Origin of the sequence: Kribbella soli (genome assembly GCF_004331345.1) — a bacterium.
GTDB classification, from domain to species: domain Bacteria; phylum Actinomycetota; class Actinomycetes; order Propionibacteriales; family Kribbellaceae; genus Kribbella; species Kribbella soli.
In genome coordinates, this window is the sequence record NZ_SJJZ01000002.1 from 904,638 (window position 1) to 927,077 (window position 22,440).

Here is a 22,440-nt window from a genome sequence, read left to right on the forward strand (position 1 = left end):
CACGCCCACTGCAGCTTCCTGCCTCACAGAACCAAGCGCATCCGCACCTTGGGAGGCTCCACTTCGACCACCCGAAAGCCGAGGCGTTCGTACAAGTCACGCGCACGATTCAGTTGCAGCACGTGCAACTCGACGGCGTTCGCACCCGACGCGCGGGCGCGATCGACGAGCCCGCGCAACAACGTCGCACCGACGCCGCCGCCCTGTACCTCGGGCGCGATCTCGATCCGGGAGATGTAGAACACGCCGGCCTCGATCATTGCTGCTTGCACCATCCCGGCCGACCGTCCTCCGACCAGGATGATCTCGACGGTCGCCGGCGCGAACCACTTCCGGTGGAACTCCCGTTGTACGTCGTCGTCCCACGGGCCCCAGGTCGCCTCGATGACATCGCCCAGTGCGCGCCGGTGCAGGTCGTACAGGAACTCGTCGTCGGCGGCGGTGGCCGGCCGGAGGTGGACGTCTTCCATAGCTCCTACACCGTTGCTTGCAGCAACTACTTAGGTGAACAGTTCAACCGGCCCGGCGCCGCGCGTCGTTCGGCGGACCAGGATCCGCTTTCCTTGGCGGACGCGTTCGATCAGGCCGGCCGACTCCAGCGTATTGCAGTGGTGCGTCACCGACAGCATCAAGAGGACCGGCACCAGCACGGACCGCGGTTCGACGGCCATCGAGCTCGATCGAGGTGTTTTCGGCCGCCGGACCGTCGATCACTGAGTTTTCAGACACTGAGCGGATAGGTGATGACACGGTGGGCGACTTTCGGTAACCTTTTCGTGATGTTCACCGCGTAGCTGACTGAGAACGGGGCTTAGGAAGCGCATGGCCATCAATAACTTCGCACCGGGCGGTGCGTAACCGACACATGTCCATACACACCGCCGCAACTGTCGCAGTTTCCGACGATCTCGACGACGAGGACGAACTGATCCGGCTCGCGCAAGCGGGTGACGGAGCGGCCTTCGGCCGGCTCTACGATCGGTACCTGCCGTCGATCTACCGCTACACCTACAGCAAGACCTCGTCCCGCAGCGCGGCCGAGGATCTGACCAGCGAGACGTTCCTGCGGGCGTTCCGCGCGATCGCCCGCCGGCCGCGGGCGCACCTGAACTTCGCGGCCTGGCTGGTCACCATCGCCCGGAACGTGGTGATCGACCATCACCGCTCCGGCTGGAGCCGGCTGGCGATCGTCACCGACGAGGTCGACCCGCAGGTCGACGATTCCATCGGACCCGAGCAGGCCGCACTGGCGTCGGTGAGCGAGGCCGCGCTGCGCGGCGCTCTCTCCCTGCTGCCGGACGACCAGCGCGAGTGCCTGCTGCTGCGGTTCTTCGCGGGTCTGTCGATCAGCGAGACCGCTGCCGCGATGGACCGCACCGACGGAGCCGTCAAACAACTCCAGTTCCGGGCGACGAACCGGCTGCGCCGAATCATCGAGTGACCGGTTCGTGAAGGCACGCGAGACACGCGACGGAGTCCTTGCGCCGCATCCTACGTTCCGGTAGGAAAGGGCGGGTGCCATCCGGCTCACGACCGCCCCGTCGTACGGCTTGGTTCTGCACTGGGCGGTCGACAACTCATATCTCACGGGGAGATATCGCATGAGCAATCCTTACGACGAGCAGAACAACGAGAGCCAGTACGGCGAGCAGGGCGGTCGGGAGGATTCCGGCAACAGCTACGGCTCGGGTAACGACTCCAACAGCGGCGGCAACGACTTCGGGCAGGATTCCAGCGGAGGGGAATCCGGCAACGAGTCGGGCAGCAGCTACGGTTCGGGCGACGACTCCAACAGCGGCGGCGGCGACTACGGCCAGCGCGAAGAGTCCGGCAACAGCTACGGATCGGGCGAAGAGTCCGGCAACAACGACGGCTCCGGCGACGACTCCAACGACGGTGGCAGCAGCTACGGTTCGGGGGACGACTCCGGTGACGGCAACGAGCGTTCGTCGGAGGGCGGCTACGGCTCCTCGAACGACGGCGACAGCAACGACAACAGCAACTACGGAAACTGATCGGGGATCACGCACATGGGCGTATTCGACAACATCAAGGACGCTGCCGAGGGCCTGAAGGACAAGGCGGCCGACCTGGTCGACGGCCACGGTGACAAGGTCGCCGACGGCCTGGACAAGGCCGGCGACTTCGTCGACGAGAAGACCGGCGGCCAGTACGGCGACAAGATCGACCAGGGCGTCGGCGTGGCGAAGGACCAGCTCGACGGGCTGGACGGCCAGAACGACGACATCCCTGACAACCAGGGCTGATCGAACGCCTGCGCACTGAGGCGGCCGTGGGAATTCCCCACGGCCGCCTCAGGCATTTTCAAGCACGGAAGGCTTGAACGGTCAGCGCGGCGAACCTCCGCGAGGCAGCCAACCGCCGAGCCGGCGTCGACGCCTGCAGACCCCGGTGCGCGGTGAGCATGATGACGAGATCACTCAACTCGAAGTCCCGCCGGAGCTGACCTCGCGCCTTCGCCCGCCGGGCCAAAGTGGCCACCGACTTCAGCGTCAGCTCGCGACTCGCCGAACTGTCGACCGCATCGGGGTACGTCGCCAGGAACGCATCGGTGAACCCTCGATTGCGGACGTGCAGCTCGCAGATCCGCTCGATCACCAGACAGAACCCCTGCCAGGGATCCGTTGCCGCAAGCCCCTCTTCGACGATTGCCTGACAGGCACGGACCTGTTCGGCGAAGGCCGCGGTCGCCAGCGCCTGCTTGGTCGGGTAACGGCGGTACAGCGTCGCGGGACCGACACCGGCGTGCCGGGCGATCTCGCGCATCGGCACGGCCAGCCCTTCGCTCGCGAACAGCGCCCGGGCCGAGGCCAGGATCCGCTCGCGGTTGTCCTCCGCGTCGGCGCGCAGTTTCTGAGGCAATCGATCCTTCACTCCTCTCACTCTAGCCAACCGGACGGGTGCGTCCACTTAGTCTCGGAAACAGTCGAGAGGAGACGAGAAGTGAAGGCAGTGGTGATCAAGGCGTTCGGCGGTCCTGAAGGGCTGAGCGTCGTCGACGTGCCGGCGCCGGAGCCCGGTGAAGGTGAGGTGGTGGTCGCGGTCGAGGCGATCGGGGTCGGCGGTGTCGACGCGCTGATTCGCAGCGGTTCCCTTGCCACGTGGGGATTTCGCGAAGGTCTCGTGCCGGGATCGGAGGTCGCCGGGACCGTGGTTGCTGTCGGCCCCGACACGGAGAGCTCCTGGATCGGCCAACGGGTCTGGGCGTTCACGGGCCTCGGTGGCGGGTACGCCGAGCAAGCGATCGCTGCGGTCGAGGACGTCGTACCGCTGCCGGCCGGCCTGTCCGCGGCGGGCTCGGTGACGCTCGGCAGCTCCGGCATCGTCGCGCACTTCGGTTTGAAGCACGCGCACTTCAGCCCCGGCGAGTCCGTTCTGGTGCGTGGCGCTGCCGGGAGCATCGGCATCCTCGCTGTCCGCCTCGCCGCGCGGGGCGGTGCATCGGCGGTCGCTGTCACCACCTCGTCGGCGGCACGCGGTGAACTGTTGCGCGAGGTCGGCGCGACGCACGTTCTGGATCGGTCCGGGTCGGGCGATGCCACTGCTCCCCCGGCGTACGACCTGATCATCGACGTCGTCGCCGGCCCGGAGCTGCCGGCGTTCCTCGACAAGCTACGACCGAACGGCCGGCTCGTCGCCGTCGGAGCGATCGCGGGCCCACCACCGGCTGACCTGGGCATCACGTTGATGGCCAACTTCCGTAAGTCGTTGTCCTTCGCAACCTTCAGTGCGGACACGGTCTCGCCCGCAGATCGCCGTACGGTCAGAACCGAGCAGTTCGCCGCCGCGGCAGACGGTCGGCTGCCGCTGGTGATCCATGAGCAGTTGCCGCTGGACGACGCCGTACTGGCGCATCAGAAGATGGAGGACGGCGAGGTCTTCGGGCGGATCGTCCTGACGCCGGCCTAGTCCTCGGGTTCGTCGACGGTGGCCAAGGCGATCAGGTTCTCGGCGACCTGCGCGCAGCGCTCCTCGGCGCGGCCGCGTGCGGTGCCGGTGTAGCGCAGGCGGGCGGTGGCGGTGAGTGGTTCGGAGCGGACCTCGATCAACGAACCGCCGGGGCGCGGTTGCACCTTGACCGCCACCTGGACCCAACCGCCCAGCCCACTGCGCAGACGCACGACCAGCTCGCTGTCGGGCCGCCAACGCTCGACGACCGCGACGAGCAGCTGGCGGTTGTAGGCGTGCCGTGCGCGCGGCTCGCGGCCGTCGTCGCGCAGGATGACGCTTCCCACCTGTGGCCAGTTCGGGCCGGCGCGAAGTTCCGGCGGTACGGCGACCATCCAGTCCGCGAAGGTTGCCGCGTCACGGAGTACCGACATGACGGCATCGACGTCAACGGCACCGAACCGCCACGCCATCACCATCGAATCCGCTTCCCTGTCGGCGACACGTACTCACGCCCGTGTCTACCAGGAAGCACGGCCGACCGAGCCCTCCAGGCGCTGTCGCGGACGTCACATCGCCCTTACATTTCGGGCCGGCCAACCGGTAGGCAGGTACGCCGACAGCCGTCACGACCACATGCATGAACATCAGGCCCGCGACCGCGGTGCCCGATGTGTCCGGGATGAACTTGGTGGCCAGGAGCAACAGGTCCGGGATCATCGACAGCACGAGGACGGCGGGAACCAGGACGCGGAGAACGACTGCGGGGCGCGTGCGGCCGGAAGGACTCGTCCGCGCCGCGAGAACTTTCGGCTTCGACGTACGCCCCTTGCCGTCCCCCGGTCAGCCCCAACCTCAGCCCCGGATCCGGCCGGGATTTTGCTCCAACACGACCGGCAACTTTTCGGCGGCGGCCGGATTCCAATGCGGTACGACGGAGGCTGGGGTGCCTCCGCGTACAGGGGAGGACGATCCAGATGTTTCGTAAGACCGTAGGTCTGGCCTCGGCAGGCGTGCTCGCGTTGGGCCTCGGGGCGGCCATGGTGCCGTCGGCCCAGGCCAAGTCGACCGCACAGTCCGCGTCGGGCAGCACGACGGCAACCACCGCGGCGTGCGCGCTGCGGCTCGGGTCGGTGACGTCGACCGGCGCGTTCACCAGCCGGATGGTCAACGCCACCGCACCGATCACCATCGGCGGGGTCCGGGGGACGGCCGGGGTGTTCCCGGCGAACCAGGTCCAGCACATCAGCACGTTCACCGGCACGCCGCTCGGCAGCGGCGAGTCGCGGTCCGGTCTCACCGTCATGGGCGGCGCGCTGTACTCCAGCTCGTTCGTCGTCGACAGCCAGAGCCAGCTCGATCCGCACTACCCGCACAACAACCTCCGGATCGGCAGCGGCTGGTCCAACTACCGCTGGATCGAGCAGTCGGTCCTGCGCCCGGCGAACGCCGGGGATCCGTCCCGCACACTGCTGTACGGCCAGCGCACCGACGGTGTCACCCAGCGCTGGATCTCCGACGGCAGCGGCTGGCGCATCACCTCCGGTGTCGGCGGTCTGAGCACGGTCAAGGGGATCGCGCTGATCGGCCGCACCGCGACCTCGGAGACATTCCTCGCCAACACCAGGTCCGGCGCGCTGGTCACCGTCACCTGGCCGACGAAGTACCTGGCCGCACCGACCAGCAAGGTGGTCCGCGGCACGACCTGGCAGGGCTTCGAGCAGCTGATCGCGACCAAGTGCGGCGCGAGCGGCACGCTGTTGCTCGGCATCGACAAGGAAACCAAGTCCGGTTACCTGTACGCCGTTGGTCACGCCAACGGCACGAGCACCGTGATCAAGAGTCTGGGCAAGGTCCCGCTGACCTTCTCCGACCCGCAGTACTTCCGCATCGCCCCGAAGTACGACGTCCTGAACGGCGGCTAGCCAACTAGGCTAGGCAACCACCTGTACGTCGTTGGTCACGCCCTTGACCGCTTCCAACCGGGTCACCACGGCCTCGGCGCGGTCGCACTGATCGTGCGTCGCGGTGCCTCTCAACGTGACCCACCCGTCCACGACGTTCGCGTCGACGGACTCCGGTACGCCGTCCTCCAGCGCCAGCGCCTGGAGGACGGCGCCCCGCAGATCGGCGTCGTCCCGGGTCGCCGCGTCCAGCGCCGTCACCACCAGCTCGTTGTGGACGGCGGTGACGCCGTCGACCCGCAGTACGTCGTGCTCGGTCTGCTCCTTCTCCCGGTCGCTCCCGACCGTCCCGCGCAACGTCACGACACCGCCGTCGACCTCGGCCACGATCGCGACGCTGTCGACCGTCCGATCGAAGAAGATCGCCGTGTTGACCGCGCCCTGCAACTGCTCGTCACTCATCATCAGCCTCCGAGTGGTCACCTGCCTGGTCGTCGGCACGCTATTCCCGGCGTGACGGGCCCGGCCGTGGACGACCACAAAGTCTGTCGGCGCGAACAGATCGGCTTGTCCGCGCCGCCAGACCACGCTCGCGCGGATGCCACCAGGTCAGCGGAGAGTGTGTTGAGATGAGGCACCGAGGGAGGTTTCCTATGAGTGGCACCGAGTTGGCAGACCTTGCCGCGTGGGCGGAAGACCGGCTGCCTGAGCTGACCGAGGACGCCTGCGGCGCGATCCTCGCGCGGATCCCGTTCTACCGGGACGCCCAGGTCGTCCCGGTGGCCGAACTGCGCCGCTCCGTCGGGCACAACCTGCGGTTCCTGCTCGCCGCTCTGCGCGATCCGCACGCTCCGCTGGACCTGCGCGCTCCCAAGGACACCGGCAGGCGACGGGCGCAGCAGTCGGCGCCGCTGCCCGAGGTGCTGCAGGCGTACCGGGTCTGCTGGGCGACCGTCTGGGACGCACTCGTCGCACACTCACGGAGCAACCGGCAGCCGACCGCGGCCGACGCGCTGCTGTCCGGGGCGAGCCTGATCTGGCAACTCACCGACGAGCACGCGATAGCTGTCACCGAGTCGTACCGGGCAGCGACGGCCGAGATCCTGCTGGCCCGGCAGCAACGCCGTTCGGCGCTCGTGGAAGCCCTGTTGACCGGGCATCCGGGTCCGGAGGGCGGCCCGTGGGAGGCTGCCTCGCTGCTCGGCTTCCCACCCGACAGCCAATTGGTCGTGGTCGCCGCCGAGACCCGTGGCCTGGCCGAGGAGAGCCTGCCCGGTATCGAGAAGCAGCTTGCCGGCCGCGGCGTCGTCTCCGGCTGGCGGCTGACTCCGGCGCTGCAGCTCGGTCTGATCTCGCTGCCGGCCGAATCCGACGGCTCGGTCATGACGCTCCTGCAGAAATCGGCGACGGCGCGGACCGGCGTGAGTCCGCCGTACCGCTCGCTGTCCGAGACGCCGCGGGCGCTGCAGCTCGCCCGGACGGCGCTGGTCACGGTGCCGGCCGGACGCACCGAGGTACAGGTGTTCGACTCGAGTCCGCTCGCCGGGATGATGGCGATGGATCCGCGCGAGGGCCGCCGGATCGCGCATCAGGTGCTCGGCCCGGTGCTCGCACTGCCCGGCGACGATCGCGCCGTAGTGCTCGACACCTTGGACGCCGACCTCGACCACGGCGGTTCGGCCGAACAAGCCGGCGAGGTCCTGCACTGTCATCCGAACACGGTCCGCTATCGCCTGCGCCGCCTGCAGGAGCTGACCGGGCGATCGTTGTCAGACCCGCGGCAGGCCTCCGAGCTCGCAGCCGCGGCGTACGCCGTCCGGCTGTTGCCGCTCACGACACCCGCTGTCGGCGCCGACAACGTGACCGCCAGAACCGACCGGCAGGCGCAGACTCGTTCCTAGGATGCGACTCCAGGCGGAGGGAGCAGCACAGCATGAGCGAGACGGTGAACCCCGGCGGCGACGGACCGGAGACCGAGGCCGAGTGGTCGCAGAAGGACTATCACCACCCGTCCGCGGGCTGGGGCGCGGCGATGTCCGTGGCGCGGGTCCTCGGCACGGAGCACGCGGTGGTGTCCGGGCCGCGCGCGATGCTGAAGATGAACCACGAGAACGGCGGGTTCGACTGTCCCGGATGTGCCTGGCCGGACGCGGTCGACGGTCTGAAACTCGACCTGTGCGAGAACGGCGTCAAGCACGTCGTCTGGGAGATGACCCCGAAGCGCGCCGGCCGTGAGTTCTTCGCGCAGCACACCGTCACCGAGCTGGAGAGCTGGACCGACTTCGCGCTGGAGGACGTCGGCCGGCTGACCGAGCCGATGGTGTACGACGCCGCGACGGACCGCTACGTACCGCTCACCTGGCAGGCCGCCTTCGACCTGATCGCAGACCAGCTGCGCGCGCTCGACTCCCCCAACCAGGCGTCCTTCTACACATCCGGCCGCCTGAGCAACGAGGCGACGTTCCTGTACCAGCTGTTCGCACGCGAGTACGGGACCAACAACCTGCCGGACTGCTCGAACATGTGCCACGAGGCGTCCGGCCGCGCACTCCAGGCCGCCCTCGGAACCGGCAAGGGTACGGCGGACCTTCGCGACTGGGACAACGCCGAGGCGATCTTCGTCCTCGGGGTGAACGCCGCGTCGAACGCGCCCCGGATGCTGACCGCGCTGTCGGACGCGTACCGGCGCGGCGCGCAGATCGTGCACATCAACCCGCTCGTCGAGGCCGCGGCCGGGCGCACGATCGTGCCGCACGAGTTCGTCGACATGGCGCTGTTCAGGTCCACGCCGACGAGCACCCTGAACCTGCAGGTCCGGGTCGGCGGCGATCTCGCACTGCTGCGGGGCATCGCGAAAGCGGTCCTCGAGGAGGCGCGGACCGATCGCAAGGCCCTCGACGAGGTGTTCCTCGAGCGGTACACCGACGGGTTCGCGGCGTACCGGAAGATCTGCGAGGACACCGACTGGGCCGACCTCGAACGGCAGTCCGGCCTGACGGAGGCGGACATCCGCCGGGCCGCGACGATCTACTCGCAATCCCGGCGTACGTTGATCAGTTGGTGTCTCGGCGTGACGCAGCACGAGCACGGTGTGGACACCGTCCGCGAGCTCGTCAACCTGCTGCTGTTGCGCGGCAACATCGGCCGGGAAGGCGCGGGCCCGTCGCCGGTCCGCGGTCACAGCAACGTGCAGGGCAACCGCACCTGCGGTATCGACCACCGGCCGAGCGCGACGTTCCTCGATCGGCTCGCCACCGCCTGCGGGATCGATCCGCCGCGCGAACCCGGCCTCGACACGGTCCGCACGATCGCCGCGATGCGGGACGGATCGGTCAAGGTGTTCGTCGGAATGGGCGGCAACTTCGCGCTCGCCGCGCCCGACACGGCCGCGACCGGTGATGCCCTGCGCTCGTGCGAGCTCACCGTTCAGGTCAGTACGAAACTGAATCGCAGCCACCTCGTGCACGGCCGCCAGGCGCTCATCCTGCCGTGCCTCGGGCGGACCGAGCTCGACGTACAGGCCGCCGGCCCGCAGTCGGTGTCGGTCGAGGACTCGATGAGCATGGTCCATCTGTCGATCGGCCGCAAACGTCCCGCCTCGCCGGCACTGCTCTCCGAGCCCGCGATCATCGCCGGCATCGCCCAGGCGACACTGCCCGCGACACGGACGCCCTGGTCGGAGTACGTCGAGGACTACGACCGGATCCGCGACATCATGTCCAAGGCGCTCGACGGCTTCGAGGACTTCAACCGGCGGGTCCGCAACCGTCTCGGGTTCCGGCTGCGGCAACCCGCGCGCGAGCTCGTCTTCCTGACGCCCAGCGGTCGCGCCGAGTTCTCGACCGCCGATCTGCCGGACGTGGTGCCCACCGACGACGATGTCCTGATCCTGCAGACGATGCGCTCGCACGACCAGTGGAACACCACGATCTACTCCGACAACGACCGGTACCGCGGCGTCAAGAACCTCCGCACGCTGATCCTGATGAACGCCGCCGACATGAGTGCCCGCGGCATCGGGCAGGGCGATCTCGTCGACATCACCGCGACCGCCCGGGACGGCTCGACCCGGGTGCTCCGCGAGTACCGCGCCCTGCGGTACGACATGCCCCGCGGCAACGCCGCGGGGTACATGCCGGAGATGAACGTGCTCGTCGCCGCCACCGACTACAGCACCCAGAGCGACCAGCCCCTGATGAAGAACATCAGGGTCCGGGTCGCTCCGTCTCGTCAGGGATAGCGGGTCAGGGACCCGCACCGATCAATTGGTGTTCGTCCGTGCATCAGGCGTTGGTCACCGAACTCCCCTACCCTGAGATCGCTCCGTTCCGCCCACGGAAGGTCTTCGCATGCGCCTGGTGGCCCTAGGTCTCGCAGTTGCTCTGCTGGCTCCCGCCGCTCCCGCCCAAGCTGCTCCCGTCACTCCCGACCAGGCCACGTTCGATCCGGCGGGGTACGTCGACCCGTTGATCGGATCGGCCCGGGACGGGACGACCTGGCCGGGAGCGGTGCGGCCGTTCGGGATGATCTCGTGGAGCCCGACCAGCACCCGCGGCGACCAGACCAGCACCGGCGCCGCGAACGGTTACCAGTACGACGTCACGCGCGTACGCGGGTTCAGCCTGACCCACCTCAGCGGTGCCGGCTGCAACCCGGGCGCCGCAGGCGACATCCCGATCATGCCGTACGCCGGCACGGTCGACTCCTCGCCGACCGCCGACACGACCGACGCCAAGTACGCGACCAATTTCCGGCACGAGAACGAGAGAGCGCTCCCCGGCCGTTACACGGTGACGCTCGACTCCGGCGTGAAGACCGACCTCGCCGTGACCACCCGCGCGGGCGTCGGTGAGTTCACCTTCCCGGCCGATCAGGCCGCGAACCTGCTGTTCCGTACGTCGAACTCGCTCAACGGCAGCGAAGACGCCGAGATCACCATCGACCCGAACCACCGCAAGGTCACCGGGTCGGTGCTGACCGGCGCGTTCTGTGGGCGTCGCGCGAACGGTGGCGTGAACAACCGCAAGACGTACTACCGGCTGTACTTCACCGCGTCCTTCGACCAGCCGATCGTTGCCAACGGCACCTGGAAGGACAGCACGCTGGCTGCGGGCAGCACGCACACGACCGGCGGCGAGGGGTACGCCACCGGAGCGGACCGGGCCGGGCGCGGCTCCGGCGGGTACGTCACGTTCGCGCCGGGCTCCGAAGTACGGATGCGGCTCGGCATCTCCTACGTCAGCCTGGCCGGCGCCGAGCAGAACCTGCGCGCCGAGCTGAGGCCGAACGCCGCCACCGACAAGATCGCAGCCGACGGGTACGCCGACTGGCGACGCGAACTGAACGCGATCCGCGTCACCGGCGGGACCGACGCGCAACGAACCACGTTCTACACCGCGCTCTACCACACGCTCCTGCAGCCGAACATCTTCAACGACATCGATGGCCGTTATCTCGGTTCGGACCTGAAGATCCACCGGCTCGCGCGCGGCCAGAGAGCGCAGTACGGAACGTTCTCCGGCTGGGATCAGTACCGGGCTCACATCCAGTTGCTCGCGTTGCTCAAGCCCGACGTCGCGGGTGACTACGCGCAGTCCATGTACCAGTTCGCCCAGCAGAACAAGGGGATCTGGGACCGCTGGCTGCACAACAACGGCGCCACGCATGTGATGACCGGCGATCCTGCCGCGCCGACGCTCGCGACGTTCGTCGCGATGGGAGCCACGAACTTCGACGTCCGCGGCGCCTTCGACTCGCTGGTGCACCAGGCCCGGGTCCAGAACGCGGACGCGGAGAACGACGGTGGCTGCCCAGGGCAGTGCACCGGACAGCGGCCGGCGCTGAACACGTACCTCGCCAAGCACTACGCGCCGCAGGACGCCTGCCATTGCTGGGGCGGTGCTGCGGAAACGCTGGAGAACGCTCTTGCGGATTTCTCGCTCGCTCAGTGGGGCGCCCGGCTCGGCGCGGATGTGGCGGATCTGAAGGACCGGGGCAGTTGGTGGAAGAACACCTTCGACCCGGCCGTCGGGTACCAGCGGGCGCGGAAGGCGGACGGCACCTGGCAGGACGGGTTCAGCCCGTCGACGGATGTCGGATTCGCGCAAGGTACGACGTCGACGTACACCTGGATGGTGCCGCAGGACGTGTCCGGTCTCGCCACCTCGATGGGCGGACCGACGACCGCGGTGCAGCGGCTCGATGCGTTCTTCCACGACGCCGACGGCAACTGGGCGGTGAAAGGCGGCAGCCCGGTGCGGTACGACCCGACGAACGAGCCGGGTCTGCACACGCCGTGGCTCTACAACGGTCTCGGTGCGCCGTCGAAGACGCAGGCGACCACGCGGGAGATCGTCGACACCGTCTACGGCACCGGTCCGTCCGGGCTGCCGGGAAACGATGATCTCGGCACGCTCTCCGCGTGGTACATCTTCGCCGCGATCGGGCTCTTCCCGCAGACGCAGGGCCGGGCCGAGTTGCTGGTCGGTAGCCCGCTGTTTCCCAAGGTCGAGCTACACCGGAGCAACGGCGTACGGCTGACGGTCGAAGCACCGGAAACGTCGGACACGAACCAGTACGTCCAAGGGTTGTCGCTGAACGGCCGGGCGCGGGGCGAGTCCTGGCTGCCCGAGTCGTTCGTCACGCGCGGCGGGCGGATCACCGTCCAGATGGGTGCCGCGCCCTCGGAGTGGGGGACGCCGCCTGTGGACCACTGAAACGGCCGCCGACGGCGACAGTTATCCTGACCGGAGTGAACCCTTTGCCCAGAGGGCCGGTTGACTCTGACGTCGACCTGCGGGTCGACGGCCGGGCCCAGCGTGCATACGACCCGGTCATCCTCGGGGCCATCGCCGCCGGCGGTGCGATCGGCGCCGCCGCGAGGTACCTGGTCGGGCTCGGCTGGCCCACCCCGCCGGGCGGTTTCCCGGTGAGCACGCTGGTCATCAACGTGGTCGGCTGCGGACTGATCGGGATCCTGATGGTGCTGGTCACCGACGTCCTCACCCGGCAACGGCTCCTCCGCCCGTTTCTCGGCACCGGCGTGCTCGGTGGGTTCACCACGTTCTCGACGTACGCCGTCGACATCCAGCAGCTCGTCACTGGACGGCACGCCGGGATTGCGTTGCTCTACCTCGCCACGACCGTTCTCGGCGCGCTGCTCGCGGTCCGGGCCACGGTGAGCGCGACGCGCGCGCTGATCACCTGGAGGACCCGATGACGCGGCTGCTGCTCGTGATCGCGGGCGGCCTGATCGGAGCGCCGCTGCGGTACATCGCCGACCGCGCCGTTCAGGCCCGGCACGACTCGCTGTTTCCGTGGGGAACGTTCAGTGTGAACGTCGTGGGATCGCTGATCCTGGGTTTCCTGGTCGGCGCGTCCTCCGCTCTCCCGCACGACGTCCAGCTCCTCGTCGGCACCGGTTTCTGCGGGGCGCTCACGACGTACTCGACGTTCTCGTACGAGACGATCCGCCTCTACGAGGACCGCGCTCGTTTCCTCGCGGTCGCGAACGTCACCGCGAGCATCGTGGCGGGCCTCGGCAGCGTGTTCCTCGGCGCGGCCGTCAGCCAGGCGATCTGGAGCTGACCCAGATCAGCGATCGCGGACCGCGATCCCCGGATAGTCCAGCACCAGACCCGAAGCGTCGAACGTCAGCTCACACTCGAAGTCGAACGTCGCGGACTCGTAGTGGAACACGTGCCCTCGCTCGTCGGAGCTCGTGAGCGTGTAGCGCTGCTCGAGACGCACGACGGCCAGATCGTCGGCCTGTACGAAGGCAGCCGGCACGTCGAGCGTCGTACCGGGAACGAACGCGAGCCGGTGCACCGGGAGCGTGTTCGTGACCGCCGAGGACTCGAAGTCCACGTCCCGGCAGCCGTCGAGATCCGGCCGAGCTACACCGTTCACGGTCCAGCGATCGCCCGGGAAACGTGTCAACGCAACCTCATGATCACCGGAGATCGTCGCGTTCACCGCCTCCACGGACTCGGTCGACCAGTCCGCGCCGACGGTGATCTCGTACCCGACGTACCAGATCGAGTCGTCCTCGCGGGCCGACGTACGACCACGCAACCGGCCCGCGTCGGCGAACAGCACCTCGAATCCGACCCGAGCCCCGCTGTGCGTCCACGACGCAGCGGCAGGCAGCGCGCACAGTTCCATGTCCCGACCCTAACCAGCCGTGGAGAACTGTTCGAGGGGTGACACGGGGCGGTCGAATTCTTCGGGTGCGCCTATCGTTGGCCGGTAGGCGTTTCCGTGGAGGGGTGGATGCTGGACCGGTCGGAGTCCGCGCTGGGCATTGTGCTCCGGTCGCAGTTCTACCGTTCGGCGTTCCTGTCGTTGCTCATCGCCGGGGTCGGTCTCTCGGCAGCGACCCCGCAGCTCACGCTGTTCCTGGTGCGGGAACTCCACACCCCACTGCCTGTCGCCGGCCTGTACTACGTGACGAATCTGGCCGCGCCGATCGCCGGGTTCCTGGTCGGGCGATGGTCGGACCGGACCCAGGACCGGCTCCTGTGGTTCCGGATCTGCTCGGTCGTCGGCGCGGCCGGCTGGCTCGCGATGGCGGCGGCGACCGAGGTCTGGATGCCGTTCGTGATCAGCGCGCTGGCGTTGAGCGTGGCCGGCGGTTCGATGGCGCAGCTGTTCGCGGCCTGCCGTGACGAGTTGAGTCGGCATCCGACCCGGGCCGAGAACCGGGTCGTCGCGACCGTCCGGATGGCGTTCACCACCGGCTGGATCCTGGGCCCGGTGTTCGGCAGCTGGTTCGGCGGCGCCTTCGGGCTCCGTCCGTTGCTGGTGGCAACAGCGGCGTGCGTGTTCGCCGCGATGATTCCGCTCGGCCGGCAACGCGTCGAGCGGTACGACGATCCGCAGGGTGGCCCGCCCTCCGAGCGGCGCCGGATCGACCACATGATGCCGTTGCTGGTCTTCACCGCGGTCTGTGTTCTGGCGATGACCGGCGACACGATCAAGTTCGGTTACCTCCCGATCTACATGGCCGAGCAGTTGCACGTGTCGGACTCGATGCGTGGTGTCGTCATCGGCATCCAGCCGCTCCTCGAGTTGCTGCTGCTCCCGGTGGTCGCGCGACTGGCCGACCGGTTCGGCGCGATCCGCGCGATGACAGCAGGCGCCGTTCTCGGCCTGGCCGGCAACCTCGCCTACGCACTCAGTACGTCGGTCGTCGGCCTGTTCGTCGGCCAAGCGCTGACCGCCGGGTTGTGGGCGTGCGTCGGCGCGCTCGGCGTCTCGATCGCCCAACGGCTCTACCCCGAAGGCGTCGGGACCGCGTCCGGCATCTTCCTGAGCGCGATCCCGGTCGGCTCGGCGATCGGCGGCACCATCGGCGGTATCGGCGTCGCCGCGATCGGCCTGCCGCACGTCTTCTTCATCCCGGCGTGCCTGACCGCGCTGGCGATCGTCGCCTTCGTCGTATTCGGCAATCGTGAGAACAGCTAGCCGGCCGGCGATTCACACCAGATAGCGGTCCCCCGGGCGCACGATCCGCAGCCAGCAGCAGCCGTACGGCGCAAGGTCGAGCGAGATCGCTCCGTCGTCGACGGTCGCCGTGCCTTCGGCGAGCAGGTTCACCGCACGGTCTGCGGAGCCGGCACCTGACAGGGACAAGGTGACGGCGGCCGGCTCGGCCGCGAAGTTGTGCACGGCAACGATCGTGCCGCCTTCGTGATCGGAGCGGTGCGCGAACACCGACGGTGCGCCGGTCTCGAGGATCGTGCACGAGCCCCAGGACAGCTCGGGACACTCGCGGTACCGCCGGACCAGCAGCTTCATCCAGTTGAACAGCGAGTCGGGGTCACGTCGCTGGGCGGCGACATTCACCTTCTCCGGACCGAACTCTCCTTCGGCCAGTGGACTCGGCAGCCGGGACGGATCCGCCGTCGAGAAGCCCCCGTTGACGTCCGCGGTCCATTGCATCGGCGTTCGGACCGCATGCCGGTCCTCGGCGGCGAGGTTCTCCCCCAGGCCGATCTCCTCGCCGTAGAACAGCACCGGCGTACCCGGCAGCGAGAACAACAGGCTGTAGACCATCCGGAGCCGTGCCGGGTCGTTGCCCAGCATCGGCGGCAGCCGTCGCCGCAGTCCGCGACCGTAGAGCTGCATGTTCTTGTCCGGCCCGAACGCGTCGAACACTTCCTGCCGCTCGGCGTCGGACAGCTTGTCCAGCGTCAGCTCGTCGTGGTTGCGGACGAAGGTTCCCCACTGTCCCTCTTCGGGCGGATCCGGCCGCTCGCGCAACGCCTTCACCAGCTCGGCCGGCTCGTTGCGGGCCAGCGACAGGTAGAGCCGTTGCATCCCGATGAAGTCGAAACACATCGTCAGCTCGTCGCCGTCCTCGTCGCCGAAGAAGCGCCGTACGTCGGGATAGGGCAGATTGACCTCGCCGAGCAGGATCGACTGCCCGTGCCGACGCTCCAGGAACGCCCGGAGGTCCCGGAGGTAGTCGTGCGGATCCGGCAGGCGACCCGCGTCCTCGGCGCCGGAGGTGTCGAGCAGGAACGGCACCGCGTCCACCCGGAACCCGGACAGGCCCAGCTCCGACCAGAAGCCGACCACCCGCTCGATCTCCTCGCGGACCTCCGGGTTCGCGATGTCGAGATCCGGCTGGAACTTACGGAACCGGTGCAGGTAGTACTGACCCGCCTGCTCGTCGTACTGCCACAGGCTCGTCTCCTGGCCCGGGAAGACGATGCCCTTGTCCGCATCCGGCGGCGGCTCGTCCCGCCAGACGTACCAACCGCGGTACGGCGACTCGCGGGACGCCCGCGCGCTCCGGAACCACGGGTGCTGGTCCGAGGTGTGGTTGACGACGAGATCGGCGATCACCCGGATGCCGCGATCCCGGGCCAGCGTGATGAGCTCGACCAGGTCACCATGGGTCCCGAGCCGGCTGTCGACGCCGTAGAAGTCGGTGATGTCGTAGCCGTCGTCACGGTCCGGCGTCGGGTAGAACGGCATCAGCCACAGGCACGTCACCCCCAGCTCGGCCAGGTGATCGATCCGCTGGCACACGCCACGCAGGTCTCCGCACCCGTCGCCGTCGGTGTCGAAGAACGTCTCGACGTCCAAGCAGTAGATGACCGCGTTCTTCCACCAGACGTCCGCTGTTTCGGTCAGGCGCATGCTCCGGTCCTTTCCCGCGCGCCCGGCCGGTACCCGCCGATTTGCGCTCCTACACGCGGACCGACAGCGCAGCGACGAGCACCGACACGGCCACGCCGCCAAGGATGATCAAGGCAACGACCAGCAGCGTGCTCTCGGCGGATGGTTTGCCAGGGTCGGCGGCGTCGAGTTGGTCGAAGCGGTCGAGATGCGGGCCCCAGCCGAAGGAGCCCGACTGTGACTCACGGTCGGCGGTTCCTGGCAACGGGTGACCGCCGTATGTCGGCATCGATCCGTCGGGCAGTGCGGGCGGCGGAGGCTGGAGCCCCGCCTGTTCCTCATCAGGCACGTGTCCTCCACGACATCGGCCGTTCCTCACGGTCTCCCCACCGCGGCAGATGTCCGTTCCTACTGTAGTCATCTGACGTATAGGCGGAAGTGGTGATTTTCTGCCATCCTCGGTGTCGTTCCTTTCCGCCCTGAATTAAGTTTCGAAGGAGCGATCCCATGCCGGACCCCATGCCGGACTCTGGCCCGTCCAGACGTCCGTTCCGCCGGACCCTCGGCGTCGTGCTCGGAACCGCCGCCCTGATGATCACCTCGGCCGCGATGGCGTACGCCGCTCCGCCGCCGAGCCTGCCGCAGAACGCCGGAGGGTACGAGCAGTCGTTCTCGCCGGCGTACGACTACGACACCGACGGCTGCTACGCCACCCCCGCCATCGGAGCCGACGGCACGCTCAACCCCGGTCTCAACCCGACCGGCGACGTGAACGGCAACTGCCGTGACCAGTCCGACCTCGACAACTCCCAGACCTACTCCCGCGAGAAGTGCAACAACGGCTGGTGCGCGATCGTGTACGCCAGCTACTTCGAGAAGGACCAGGCGTTGCCGGGCAGCAGCCTCGGCGGCCACCGGCACGACTGGGAGCACGTCATTTCCTGGGTGAACCAGTCGACCAACCAGGTCGATTACGTGACCACGACGCAGCATTCGAGCCAGGTCACGTACACACGTTCACAGGTCCGGTTCGACGGGTCGCACCCGAAGGTCGTCTACCACAAGGACGGCGCGAGCACGCACTTCTTCCGGCTTGCCAACAGCAACGACGAACCGCCGGAGAACCACTACCACAACTGGCGCTACCCGCCGCTCGTCGGCTGGAACGGCTACCCCAGTACGTCGCTGCGCGACACCCTGATGACCGCGGACTTCGGGTCCGCGACGATCAAGATCACCGACAAGGACGACCGGTTCCGCAACCTGCTGAACGCGTCCAGGCCGTCCGGCATCCCCTTCGACCCCTGGGCCTGACGCTCTAGATCACGGAGGCGTGCGCGTTCAGTCCTGGGCGCGCACGCCGTCCGTCAGCGACTCCGCGATCAGGTCGATCATCGCGGCATGCCGATGGGTGGCAGTCTCGGCCTGCCCGAGCGCGACGGTGTCGAGGAACACCCGGCTGACCACAAGCTCCGCGGCCGCCTGCACCCGGTCCCGATCGGCCACCACGTCCTCGGCACCGGCCAGCACGCAGGCCACGGTCTCGGTCGCCTCCGCGAACAACTCGGCTGCCCGGGACGCGATCTCCGGTCTCCCCTGCGCCTCCCGGAACACGATGATCCGGGCCGCGCGGTCGTGCTCCAGCTCCTCGGCCATCGTCGCCACGATCGCGCGCAACCGCCGCCGTACCGTTCGTCCGCGTGCCGTGGACCGCAGCACCTCACTGGGAGCCGGGCGCTCCTGCACCACCGCGAGCAGCAGGTCCAGCTTGGTCGCGAAGTGGTAGAACACCAGCCCCGACGGTACGCCGGCCTCGGTCGCGATCCGGGCCGTCGACGTGGCGTCGTACCCGTGCTCGGCGAACAGCCGCTCGGCGGTCTCGATGATGAGCTGCCGTTTGGACGGTCGCGTGGCATGGCGCGTGTGCGCGGGAGCGGTCATGAGCCTGCCGGTTGGGCGGCAGGCCAGACGTCACCTTTCCGTTCAGCTGCGAGCACGGCGGCTCGCTTCAGGGATTTGAAGACATAGTCCGGCACCCGCATACCCTGCCGGTGCGCCCACATCAGTTCGTGCTCGGCCCGTCCGACCTGCCGCGCGTACTCGCGCAGTTCCGCCTCGCCACCGTCACTCATCTTCAGCGCCTCCATCACGTCCCCGAAGTCGGCTACCTGACGTTTGTTGTAGGCGCCGACCACTTCGAACGTACGCTTCCGCAGCCCGCGCGTCAGCCACTTCTGCCATCCTGACAACTGATCCCACAGCTGCTGCGCGGCCATCTGGTAGTACGCGAAGTGCCCGGGCTCCTGGCGGCGGATCGGGGCGACCACCGTTGCGGCGATGGCCCGCTCGCCCAGCCCGACCAGCCCGGCATGAAACTTGTTGTAGGCAATCACCGCGGACCGCTCGGTGGCCAGCCCGGTCAGGTAATAGAGCATCCGGCTGACGTCCTGCACGCCGGGCATCCGGCCGAGCGCCCCGAGGAACTTGAGGCTGAACGAGACGTCCGCGAGGTTCGGTTCGTGCGGGTCCACGCCGATCAGGTTCTGCAGCTTGTCGAGGATCTGCCCGTGGCGCGTCTCCTGCGGCATCCACACGTCCGCGTAGAAGTGCCGGTCGACCTCGGGCGGATCGGGCAGCAGGATGTTCAGTTCCAGCACGTTGCGTTCGACCTCGAGCTCGACCCGGGTCATGTAGGCCAGCACCGGACCGAACCGCTCGGCCAGCAGGCTGGGCTTCTTCATCGTGTAGTCGACGCTGCCGAGCGGGATCGGCGGGTGCTCCTCGCCCAGCCGATCGACATGCTCGGCAAGCCGGGAGTCTTCCCGCCGGCGGCCTCGCCGGCGCGAAACGGTCACATCGCTCAACCACATAGGCGGCACCTCATTCATCCGACAGGGATGCGCGCTCGATCCCCCCAGAGGTAAGCCTAACAAAGTAACTGACTGATCAGTCAGTCAGAGCTTGTGACCCCCGCAACAGAACAGCGGGCGGCGGCCCCTCGGGACCACCACCCGCTGCTTGCCCGGTCTACTTCGCGATCGTGTAGCGGATCGTGTCGTTGCGGAGTACGTCGCCGTTCACCTTGACGATGCGTACGACGTGTTGCGCGTTCTTCAGCCCGGTCGCGGAGAACACCGTCCGGTTCGTCACCCGGGTGTCGTTGTGCAGGTTCACCCGGCGTACCAGCTTGCCGTCGACGTACACGTCCGCGTCGCCCTGGTCCGGTGCGAGCGCCGTACACCATTCGACGCCGGTCCCGGTGAAGGTGAAGCTGACCGAGGCGCCGTCGGCCTTGGTGGCGTGGATGTCGTCGCGGTAGTCACCGCGGAACCGGACGTCGAGCGCCGTGTTCCCGACCGGCAGGTTCGCCAGGTAGGCCTTGCTGATCGTGAGCGCGTTTCCGTCGACCGTGTAGTCCGTGCCCTTCACCAGGTCCTGGCCGGCCTTCGCGATCCCATCCAGCTCGGCCGGGTCGCGCCCGAGCTGCACGCTGACATCGGCCGGCGCGTTCTTGTCGAACACCGCGGTGTCCGGGTTCAGCAGACTCTCCTGCCGGACATTCAGCTTGTCGAGCAGCATGAACTGACCGGACTTCTTCACGCCGCGGATCGTGTGACTGCCGTTCGGCAGATCCGAGACGCTGTAAACGACCTGCTGGGGTTTGTTGTGACCCTGCGCCGGATCGAGGTACGTGCTCACGGTCTGCTTGAACTCGCCGTCGATGTAGATGTCGACGTCACCTTGACCCGCGTCGGTCTCGGTCACGTAGTCGACACCCGTGCCGACGAAGCTGTACGAGAACGAGTCGCCGTTCCCCTCCGTCCATTGAACGTCGTCCTGGTAGTCGCCGAGACCACGACCGGAGCTGTAGTTCCAGTTGCCGCTGTAGACGATCTCCGGACTGTTGTTGTTGACCTCGACGGTCCGCGTCGGGAGGTCGGCCGCCTTCGCCGCGGACGAGTCCGTCACACCGACGGTCAGCGCCTGCGAAACAGCGGGTACCTCGTAGTTGTCGTTGCGCTGCCACGCGCCGTCGTACGAGACCCGGAGGTCGTCGTCGTTCACGCTGATCGAGGCGCCCTTCTGCGGCGTGACCTTCAGCAGCCGGACGCCGTGGATCGGGACGTCCTTCGCGGTGAAGCTCGACGCGAAGGTGCCGAGGTCCTTGCGGGCCCACAGGTCACGCACCTTGCCGGCGCCGTTCAGGCCGAGGTCGGCGAAGTTCACCGTCATGTCGGCGTCGGTCTGGCCGAGGTTGAACAGGGCAACGGTGTACGAGCTGTCCGAGTTCAGCGCGAACCACACCTGCCGGTTGGTCTTCATGGACAGCGGGTGCGCCGGACGGCCGGCCTGGTCGACCGCGATCACCTCGCGGTTGGTCAGCAGTTCGAGGCCGTACGAGTCCAGCCTGGTCATGTCGTTGCCGACGTACATCGGCGCCGCGGACACCGCCCAGAGCGTTGCCGCCGTACGACGTTCGTCCTTGGTCATACCGTCCATCTGGCCGTTGCCGACATCGAGCGAGTCGAGGTCGTTCCAGCCGCCCGGTCCCGCGTGCCGCCACCATTCGGCGAGCTTCGGGAACAGCCGGTTGATGTTCGGCCAGGCGGTCAGCGCCGTACCTGTGCAGTAGCACTCGACGTCCCAATCGATCCGCCAGCCGTTCGCGTACTGCTTCCAGTAGTCGGCGTAGTTGATGTCGAGCGCCCAGGACAGCTCGAACCAGATGTTGTTCCGCTTCAGGGCCTGCGACCAGGCCTTCACGTCGTCGCGGGCGTCCAGCGACAGGTCGCTGATCCCCGAGCCCGGGGTGACGCTGTCGAACTTGAGGAAGTCCAGGCCCCACGAGCCGAACAGGTCCGCGATCGAGTCGATGTACTTCTGCGCGCACGGCTTCGAGAAGTCGATGCGGTAGCCGATGCCCCAGTAGTCGCCCTTCTGCAGCGGCAACACCGGCAGGTCGCCGGTCGTGCACCCTGGAGCGCCGTAGATCGGCAGCTTCGCGTCGATGACGGCCTGGCTGATGCCCGGGATCGTGTAGAGGCCGACCTTCTGGCCGTTGGCGTGGATGTGGTCGATGACCGCCTGCAGGCCGTTCGGGTAGAGCTTCTTGCTCGGCGTCGGCCGGCCGTACTCGTCGATGCCGTCGTTCCAGCCGGCGTCGATGTTGATGTACTCGTACCCGTACGGCTGCAGCTTCGCGTGCATCGCGTCGGACTGGGCGATCAGCTGATCCGCCGTGATCCAGCTGCCGCCGTTCGGGTTGTACACCTGCATGCTGTAACTGCTCCAGCCCATGTAGGGCCGCGCGGCCTTGTCTCCCGCGGGACCTGGTAGCTCGGTCGCAGCGGTCGCGCTGGTGGTTGCTGGTGCTGCTGTCGACGTACTCAAACCTGCCGGCAGCAGCCCGGCGACTACGAGCCCCGCAAGTGCGGCCCGCAACACCCTGCTCCGAACGGATCTGGTCATGGCGGTGACCTCTTCCCAGAGAACTCAGGAG

General features: G+C 68.0%; 23 protein-coding genes. 12 read left to right on the forward strand and 11 right to left on the reverse strand.

The window, feature by feature from the left end; all coding sequences use genetic code 11:
• Positions 1-23: 23 nt before the first annotated feature.
• Positions 24-470 carry a GNAT family N-acetyltransferase gene (locus E0H45_RS18520; RefSeq protein ID WP_131338877.1) on the reverse strand — a complete coding sequence of 149 codons (447 nt, stop codon included), beginning with the start codon at positions 468-470 and terminating at the stop codon, positions 24-26.
• A 30-nt stretch (positions 471-500) separates the two neighbouring features.
• Positions 501-671: a helix-turn-helix domain-containing protein gene (locus E0H45_RS42495; protein WP_165546508.1), complete on the reverse strand. Its 171-nt coding sequence runs from the start codon at positions 669-671 to the stop codon at positions 501-503.
• A gap of 194 nt (positions 672-865) precedes the next feature.
• Here E0H45_RS42495 and E0H45_RS18525 point away from each other — a divergent pair, with 194 nt between their 5' ends.
• The 3 genes from E0H45_RS18525 (at position 866) to E0H45_RS18540 (ending at position 2,267) form a co-directional block, all read left to right on the forward strand.
• Positions 866-1,441: a sigma-70 family RNA polymerase sigma factor gene (locus E0H45_RS18525; protein ID WP_131338879.1), complete on the forward strand. Its 576-nt coding sequence runs from the start codon at positions 866-868 to the stop codon at positions 1,439-1,441.
• 160 nt (positions 1,442-1,601) lie between these two features.
• The gene (locus E0H45_RS42500) at positions 1,602-2,015 is read left to right on the forward strand and encodes a hypothetical protein (protein ID WP_165546509.1); all 414 of its coding nucleotides are present in this window, start codon (positions 1,602-1,604) and stop codon (positions 2,013-2,015) included.
• A gap of 15 nt (positions 2,016-2,030) precedes the next feature.
• Positions 2,031-2,267 carry an antitoxin gene (locus E0H45_RS18540; RefSeq protein WP_131338883.1) on the forward strand — a complete coding sequence of 79 codons (237 nt, stop codon included), beginning with the start codon at positions 2,031-2,033 and terminating at the stop codon, positions 2,265-2,267.
• A gap of 58 nt (positions 2,268-2,325) precedes the next feature.
• On the opposite strand, the gene E0H45_RS18545 is transcribed toward E0H45_RS18540, so the two are convergent.
• Entirely contained in the window at positions 2,326-2,895 is a 570-nt protein-coding gene (locus tag E0H45_RS18545) for a TetR/AcrR family transcriptional regulator (protein ID WP_131338885.1), read from the reverse strand.
• Positions 2,896-2,964: 69 nt separating this feature from the next.
• Between E0H45_RS18545 and E0H45_RS18550 the strand changes: the two genes are divergently transcribed.
• Positions 2,965-3,930, forward strand: a complete 966-nt coding sequence (locus E0H45_RS18550) for a zinc-binding dehydrogenase (protein WP_131338887.1) — start codon at positions 2,965-2,967, stop codon at positions 3,928-3,930.
• Here the strand turns inward: E0H45_RS18550 and E0H45_RS18555 are convergent.
• Positions 3,927-4,343, reverse strand: coding sequence for a hypothetical protein (locus E0H45_RS18555; RefSeq protein ID WP_131338889.1), 417 nt, complete (start codon positions 4,341-4,343; stop codon positions 3,927-3,929). The two genes, E0H45_RS18550 and E0H45_RS18555, sit on opposite strands and share 4 nt — an antisense overlap.
• A 543-nt stretch (positions 4,344-4,886) precedes the next feature.
• Between E0H45_RS18555 and E0H45_RS18560 the strand changes: the two genes are divergently transcribed.
• Entirely contained in the window at positions 4,887-5,834 is a 948-nt protein-coding gene (locus E0H45_RS18560; protein ID WP_131338891.1) for a hypothetical protein, read from the forward strand.
• Between the two features lie 9 nt (positions 5,835-5,843).
• Here E0H45_RS18560 and E0H45_RS18565 read toward each other — a convergent pair whose 3' ends face one another.
• Positions 5,844-6,296: a BON domain-containing protein gene (locus E0H45_RS18565; RefSeq protein ID WP_131338893.1), complete on the reverse strand. Its 453-nt coding sequence runs from the start codon at positions 6,294-6,296 to the stop codon at positions 5,844-5,846.
• Positions 6,297-6,466: 170 nt separating this feature from the next.
• Here E0H45_RS18565 and E0H45_RS18570 point away from each other — a divergent pair, with 170 nt between their 5' ends.
• The 5 genes from E0H45_RS18570 (at position 6,467) to crcB (ending at position 13,400) form a co-directional block, all read left to right on the forward strand.
• Positions 6,467-7,714, forward strand: coding sequence for a PucR family transcriptional regulator (locus E0H45_RS18570; RefSeq protein ID WP_131338895.1), 1,248 nt, complete (start codon positions 6,467-6,469; stop codon positions 7,712-7,714).
• Between the two features lie 32 nt (positions 7,715-7,746).
• Positions 7,747-10,053, forward strand: a complete 2,307-nt coding sequence (locus tag E0H45_RS18575) for an FdhF/YdeP family oxidoreductase (RefSeq protein ID WP_131338897.1) — start codon at positions 7,747-7,749, stop codon at positions 10,051-10,053.
• A gap of 109 nt (positions 10,054-10,162) precedes the next feature.
• On the forward strand, positions 10,163-12,529 hold the full coding sequence (locus tag E0H45_RS18580; RefSeq protein ID WP_131338899.1) for a GH92 family glycosyl hydrolase: 2,367 nt from the start codon (positions 10,163-10,165) through the stop codon (positions 12,527-12,529).
• A gap of 35 nt (positions 12,530-12,564) precedes the next feature.
• A complete protein-coding gene (locus E0H45_RS18585; RefSeq protein ID WP_202872386.1) occupies positions 12,565-13,032 on the forward strand; it encodes a fluoride efflux transporter FluC in 468 nt (155 codons plus the stop codon).
• Positions 13,029-13,400 carry a fluoride efflux transporter CrcB gene (gene crcB, locus E0H45_RS18590; RefSeq protein ID WP_131338901.1) on the forward strand — a complete coding sequence of 124 codons (372 nt, stop codon included), beginning with the start codon at positions 13,029-13,031 and terminating at the stop codon, positions 13,398-13,400. The genes E0H45_RS18585 and crcB overlap by 4 nt, the downstream gene beginning before the upstream one ends.
• 6 nt (positions 13,401-13,406) lie before the next feature.
• Here the strand turns inward: crcB and E0H45_RS18595 are convergent, their stop codons facing one another.
• Positions 13,407-13,976, reverse strand: coding sequence for a putative glycolipid-binding domain-containing protein (locus E0H45_RS18595; protein WP_131338903.1), 570 nt, complete (start codon positions 13,974-13,976; stop codon positions 13,407-13,409).
• A 108-nt stretch (positions 13,977-14,084) separates the two neighbouring features.
• Between E0H45_RS18595 and E0H45_RS18600 the strand changes: the two genes are divergently transcribed.
• Positions 14,085-15,278, forward strand: a complete 1,194-nt coding sequence (locus tag E0H45_RS18600) for an MFS transporter (RefSeq protein ID WP_131338905.1) — start codon at positions 14,085-14,087, stop codon at positions 15,276-15,278.
• A gap of 12 nt (positions 15,279-15,290) precedes the next feature.
• Here E0H45_RS18600 and E0H45_RS18605 read toward each other — a convergent pair whose 3' ends face one another.
• Together E0H45_RS18605 and E0H45_RS18610 are read right to left on the reverse strand one after the other, a co-directional pair.
• Positions 15,291-16,961, reverse strand: a complete 1,671-nt coding sequence (locus E0H45_RS18605; protein WP_131338907.1) for an alpha-amylase family protein — start codon at positions 16,959-16,961, stop codon at positions 15,291-15,293.
• A gap of 49 nt (positions 16,962-17,010) precedes the next feature.
• Positions 17,011-17,289, reverse strand: coding sequence for a hypothetical protein (locus E0H45_RS18610; protein ID WP_131338909.1), 279 nt, complete (start codon positions 17,287-17,289; stop codon positions 17,011-17,013).
• Between the two features lie 158 nt (positions 17,290-17,447).
• Between E0H45_RS18610 and E0H45_RS18615 the strand changes: the two genes are divergently transcribed.
• A complete protein-coding gene (locus tag E0H45_RS18615; RefSeq protein WP_131338911.1) occupies positions 17,448-18,254 on the forward strand; it encodes an NPP1 family protein in 807 nt (268 codons plus the stop codon).
• 27 nt (positions 18,255-18,281) lie between these two features.
• Here the strand turns inward: E0H45_RS18615 and E0H45_RS18620 are convergent, their stop codons facing one another.
• The 3 genes from E0H45_RS18620 to E0H45_RS18630 form a co-directional block, all read right to left on the reverse strand.
• On the reverse strand, positions 18,282-18,881 hold the full coding sequence (locus E0H45_RS18620) for a TetR/AcrR family transcriptional regulator (RefSeq protein ID WP_131338913.1): 600 nt from the start codon (positions 18,879-18,881) through the stop codon (positions 18,282-18,284).
• Positions 18,878-19,810 (reverse strand): GTP-binding protein LepA, encoded by a 933-nt coding sequence (locus E0H45_RS18625; protein WP_131338915.1) that lies wholly within the window; start codon positions 19,808-19,810, stop codon positions 18,878-18,880. The genes E0H45_RS18620 and E0H45_RS18625 overlap by 4 nt, the downstream gene beginning before the upstream one ends.
• 157 nt (positions 19,811-19,967) lie before the next feature.
• Positions 19,968-22,409: a X2-like carbohydrate binding domain-containing protein gene (locus E0H45_RS18630; RefSeq protein ID WP_131338917.1), complete on the reverse strand. Its 2,442-nt coding sequence runs from the start codon at positions 22,407-22,409 to the stop codon at positions 19,968-19,970.
• Between the last annotated feature and the right edge of the window lie 31 nt (positions 22,410-22,440).

What these genes read in the sequence shown, in the direction of transcription:
- E0H45_RS18520 (WP_131338877.1), bottom strand. Translation starts at nt 470, where the DNA reads ATGGAAGACGTCCACCTCCGGCCGGCCACCGCCGCCGACGACGAGTTC.
- E0H45_RS42495 (WP_165546508.1), bottom strand. Translation starts at nt 671, where the DNA reads ATGGCCGTCGAACCGCGGTCCGTGCTGGTGCCGGTCCTCTTGATGCTG.
- E0H45_RS18525 (WP_131338879.1), top strand. Translation starts at nt 866, where the DNA reads ATGTCCATACACACCGCCGCAACTGTCGCAGTTTCCGACGATCTCGAC.
- E0H45_RS42500 (WP_165546509.1), top strand. Translation starts at nt 1,602, where the DNA reads ATGAGCAATCCTTACGACGAGCAGAACAACGAGAGCCAGTACGGCGAG.
- E0H45_RS18540 (WP_131338883.1), top strand. Translation starts at nt 2,031, where the DNA reads ATGGGCGTATTCGACAACATCAAGGACGCTGCCGAGGGCCTGAAGGAC.
- E0H45_RS18555 (WP_131338889.1), bottom strand. Translation starts at nt 4,343, where the DNA reads ATGTCGGTACTCCGTGACGCGGCAACCTTCGCGGACTGGATGGTCGCC.
- E0H45_RS18560 (WP_131338891.1), top strand. Translation starts at nt 4,887, where the DNA reads ATGTTTCGTAAGACCGTAGGTCTGGCCTCGGCAGGCGTGCTCGCGTTG.
- E0H45_RS18570 (WP_131338895.1), top strand. Translation starts at nt 6,467, where the DNA reads ATGAGTGGCACCGAGTTGGCAGACCTTGCCGCGTGGGCGGAAGACCGG.
- E0H45_RS18575 (WP_131338897.1), top strand. Translation starts at nt 7,747, where the DNA reads ATGAGCGAGACGGTGAACCCCGGCGGCGACGGACCGGAGACCGAGGCC.
- E0H45_RS18580 (WP_131338899.1), top strand. Translation starts at nt 10,163, where the DNA reads ATGCGCCTGGTGGCCCTAGGTCTCGCAGTTGCTCTGCTGGCTCCCGCC.
- crcB (WP_131338901.1), top strand. Translation starts at nt 13,029, where the DNA reads ATGACGCGGCTGCTGCTCGTGATCGCGGGCGGCCTGATCGGAGCGCCG.
- E0H45_RS18595 (WP_131338903.1), bottom strand. Translation starts at nt 13,976, where the DNA reads ATGGAACTGTGCGCGCTGCCTGCCGCTGCGTCGTGGACGCACAGCGGG.
- E0H45_RS18600 (WP_131338905.1), top strand. Translation starts at nt 14,085, where the DNA reads ATGCTGGACCGGTCGGAGTCCGCGCTGGGCATTGTGCTCCGGTCGCAG.
- E0H45_RS18605 (WP_131338907.1), bottom strand. Translation starts at nt 16,961, where the DNA reads ATGCGCCTGACCGAAACAGCGGACGTCTGGTGGAAGAACGCGGTCATC.
- E0H45_RS18615 (WP_131338911.1), top strand. Translation starts at nt 17,448, where the DNA reads ATGCCGGACCCCATGCCGGACTCTGGCCCGTCCAGACGTCCGTTCCGC.
- E0H45_RS18620 (WP_131338913.1), bottom strand. Translation starts at nt 18,881, where the DNA reads ATGACCGCTCCCGCGCACACGCGCCATGCCACGCGACCGTCCAAACGG.
- E0H45_RS18625 (WP_131338915.1), bottom strand. Translation starts at nt 19,810, where the DNA reads ATGTGGTTGAGCGATGTGACCGTTTCGCGCCGGCGAGGCCGCCGGCGG.
- E0H45_RS18630 (WP_131338917.1), bottom strand. Translation starts at nt 22,409, where the DNA reads ATGACCAGATCCGTTCGGAGCAGGGTGTTGCGGGCCGCACTTGCGGGG.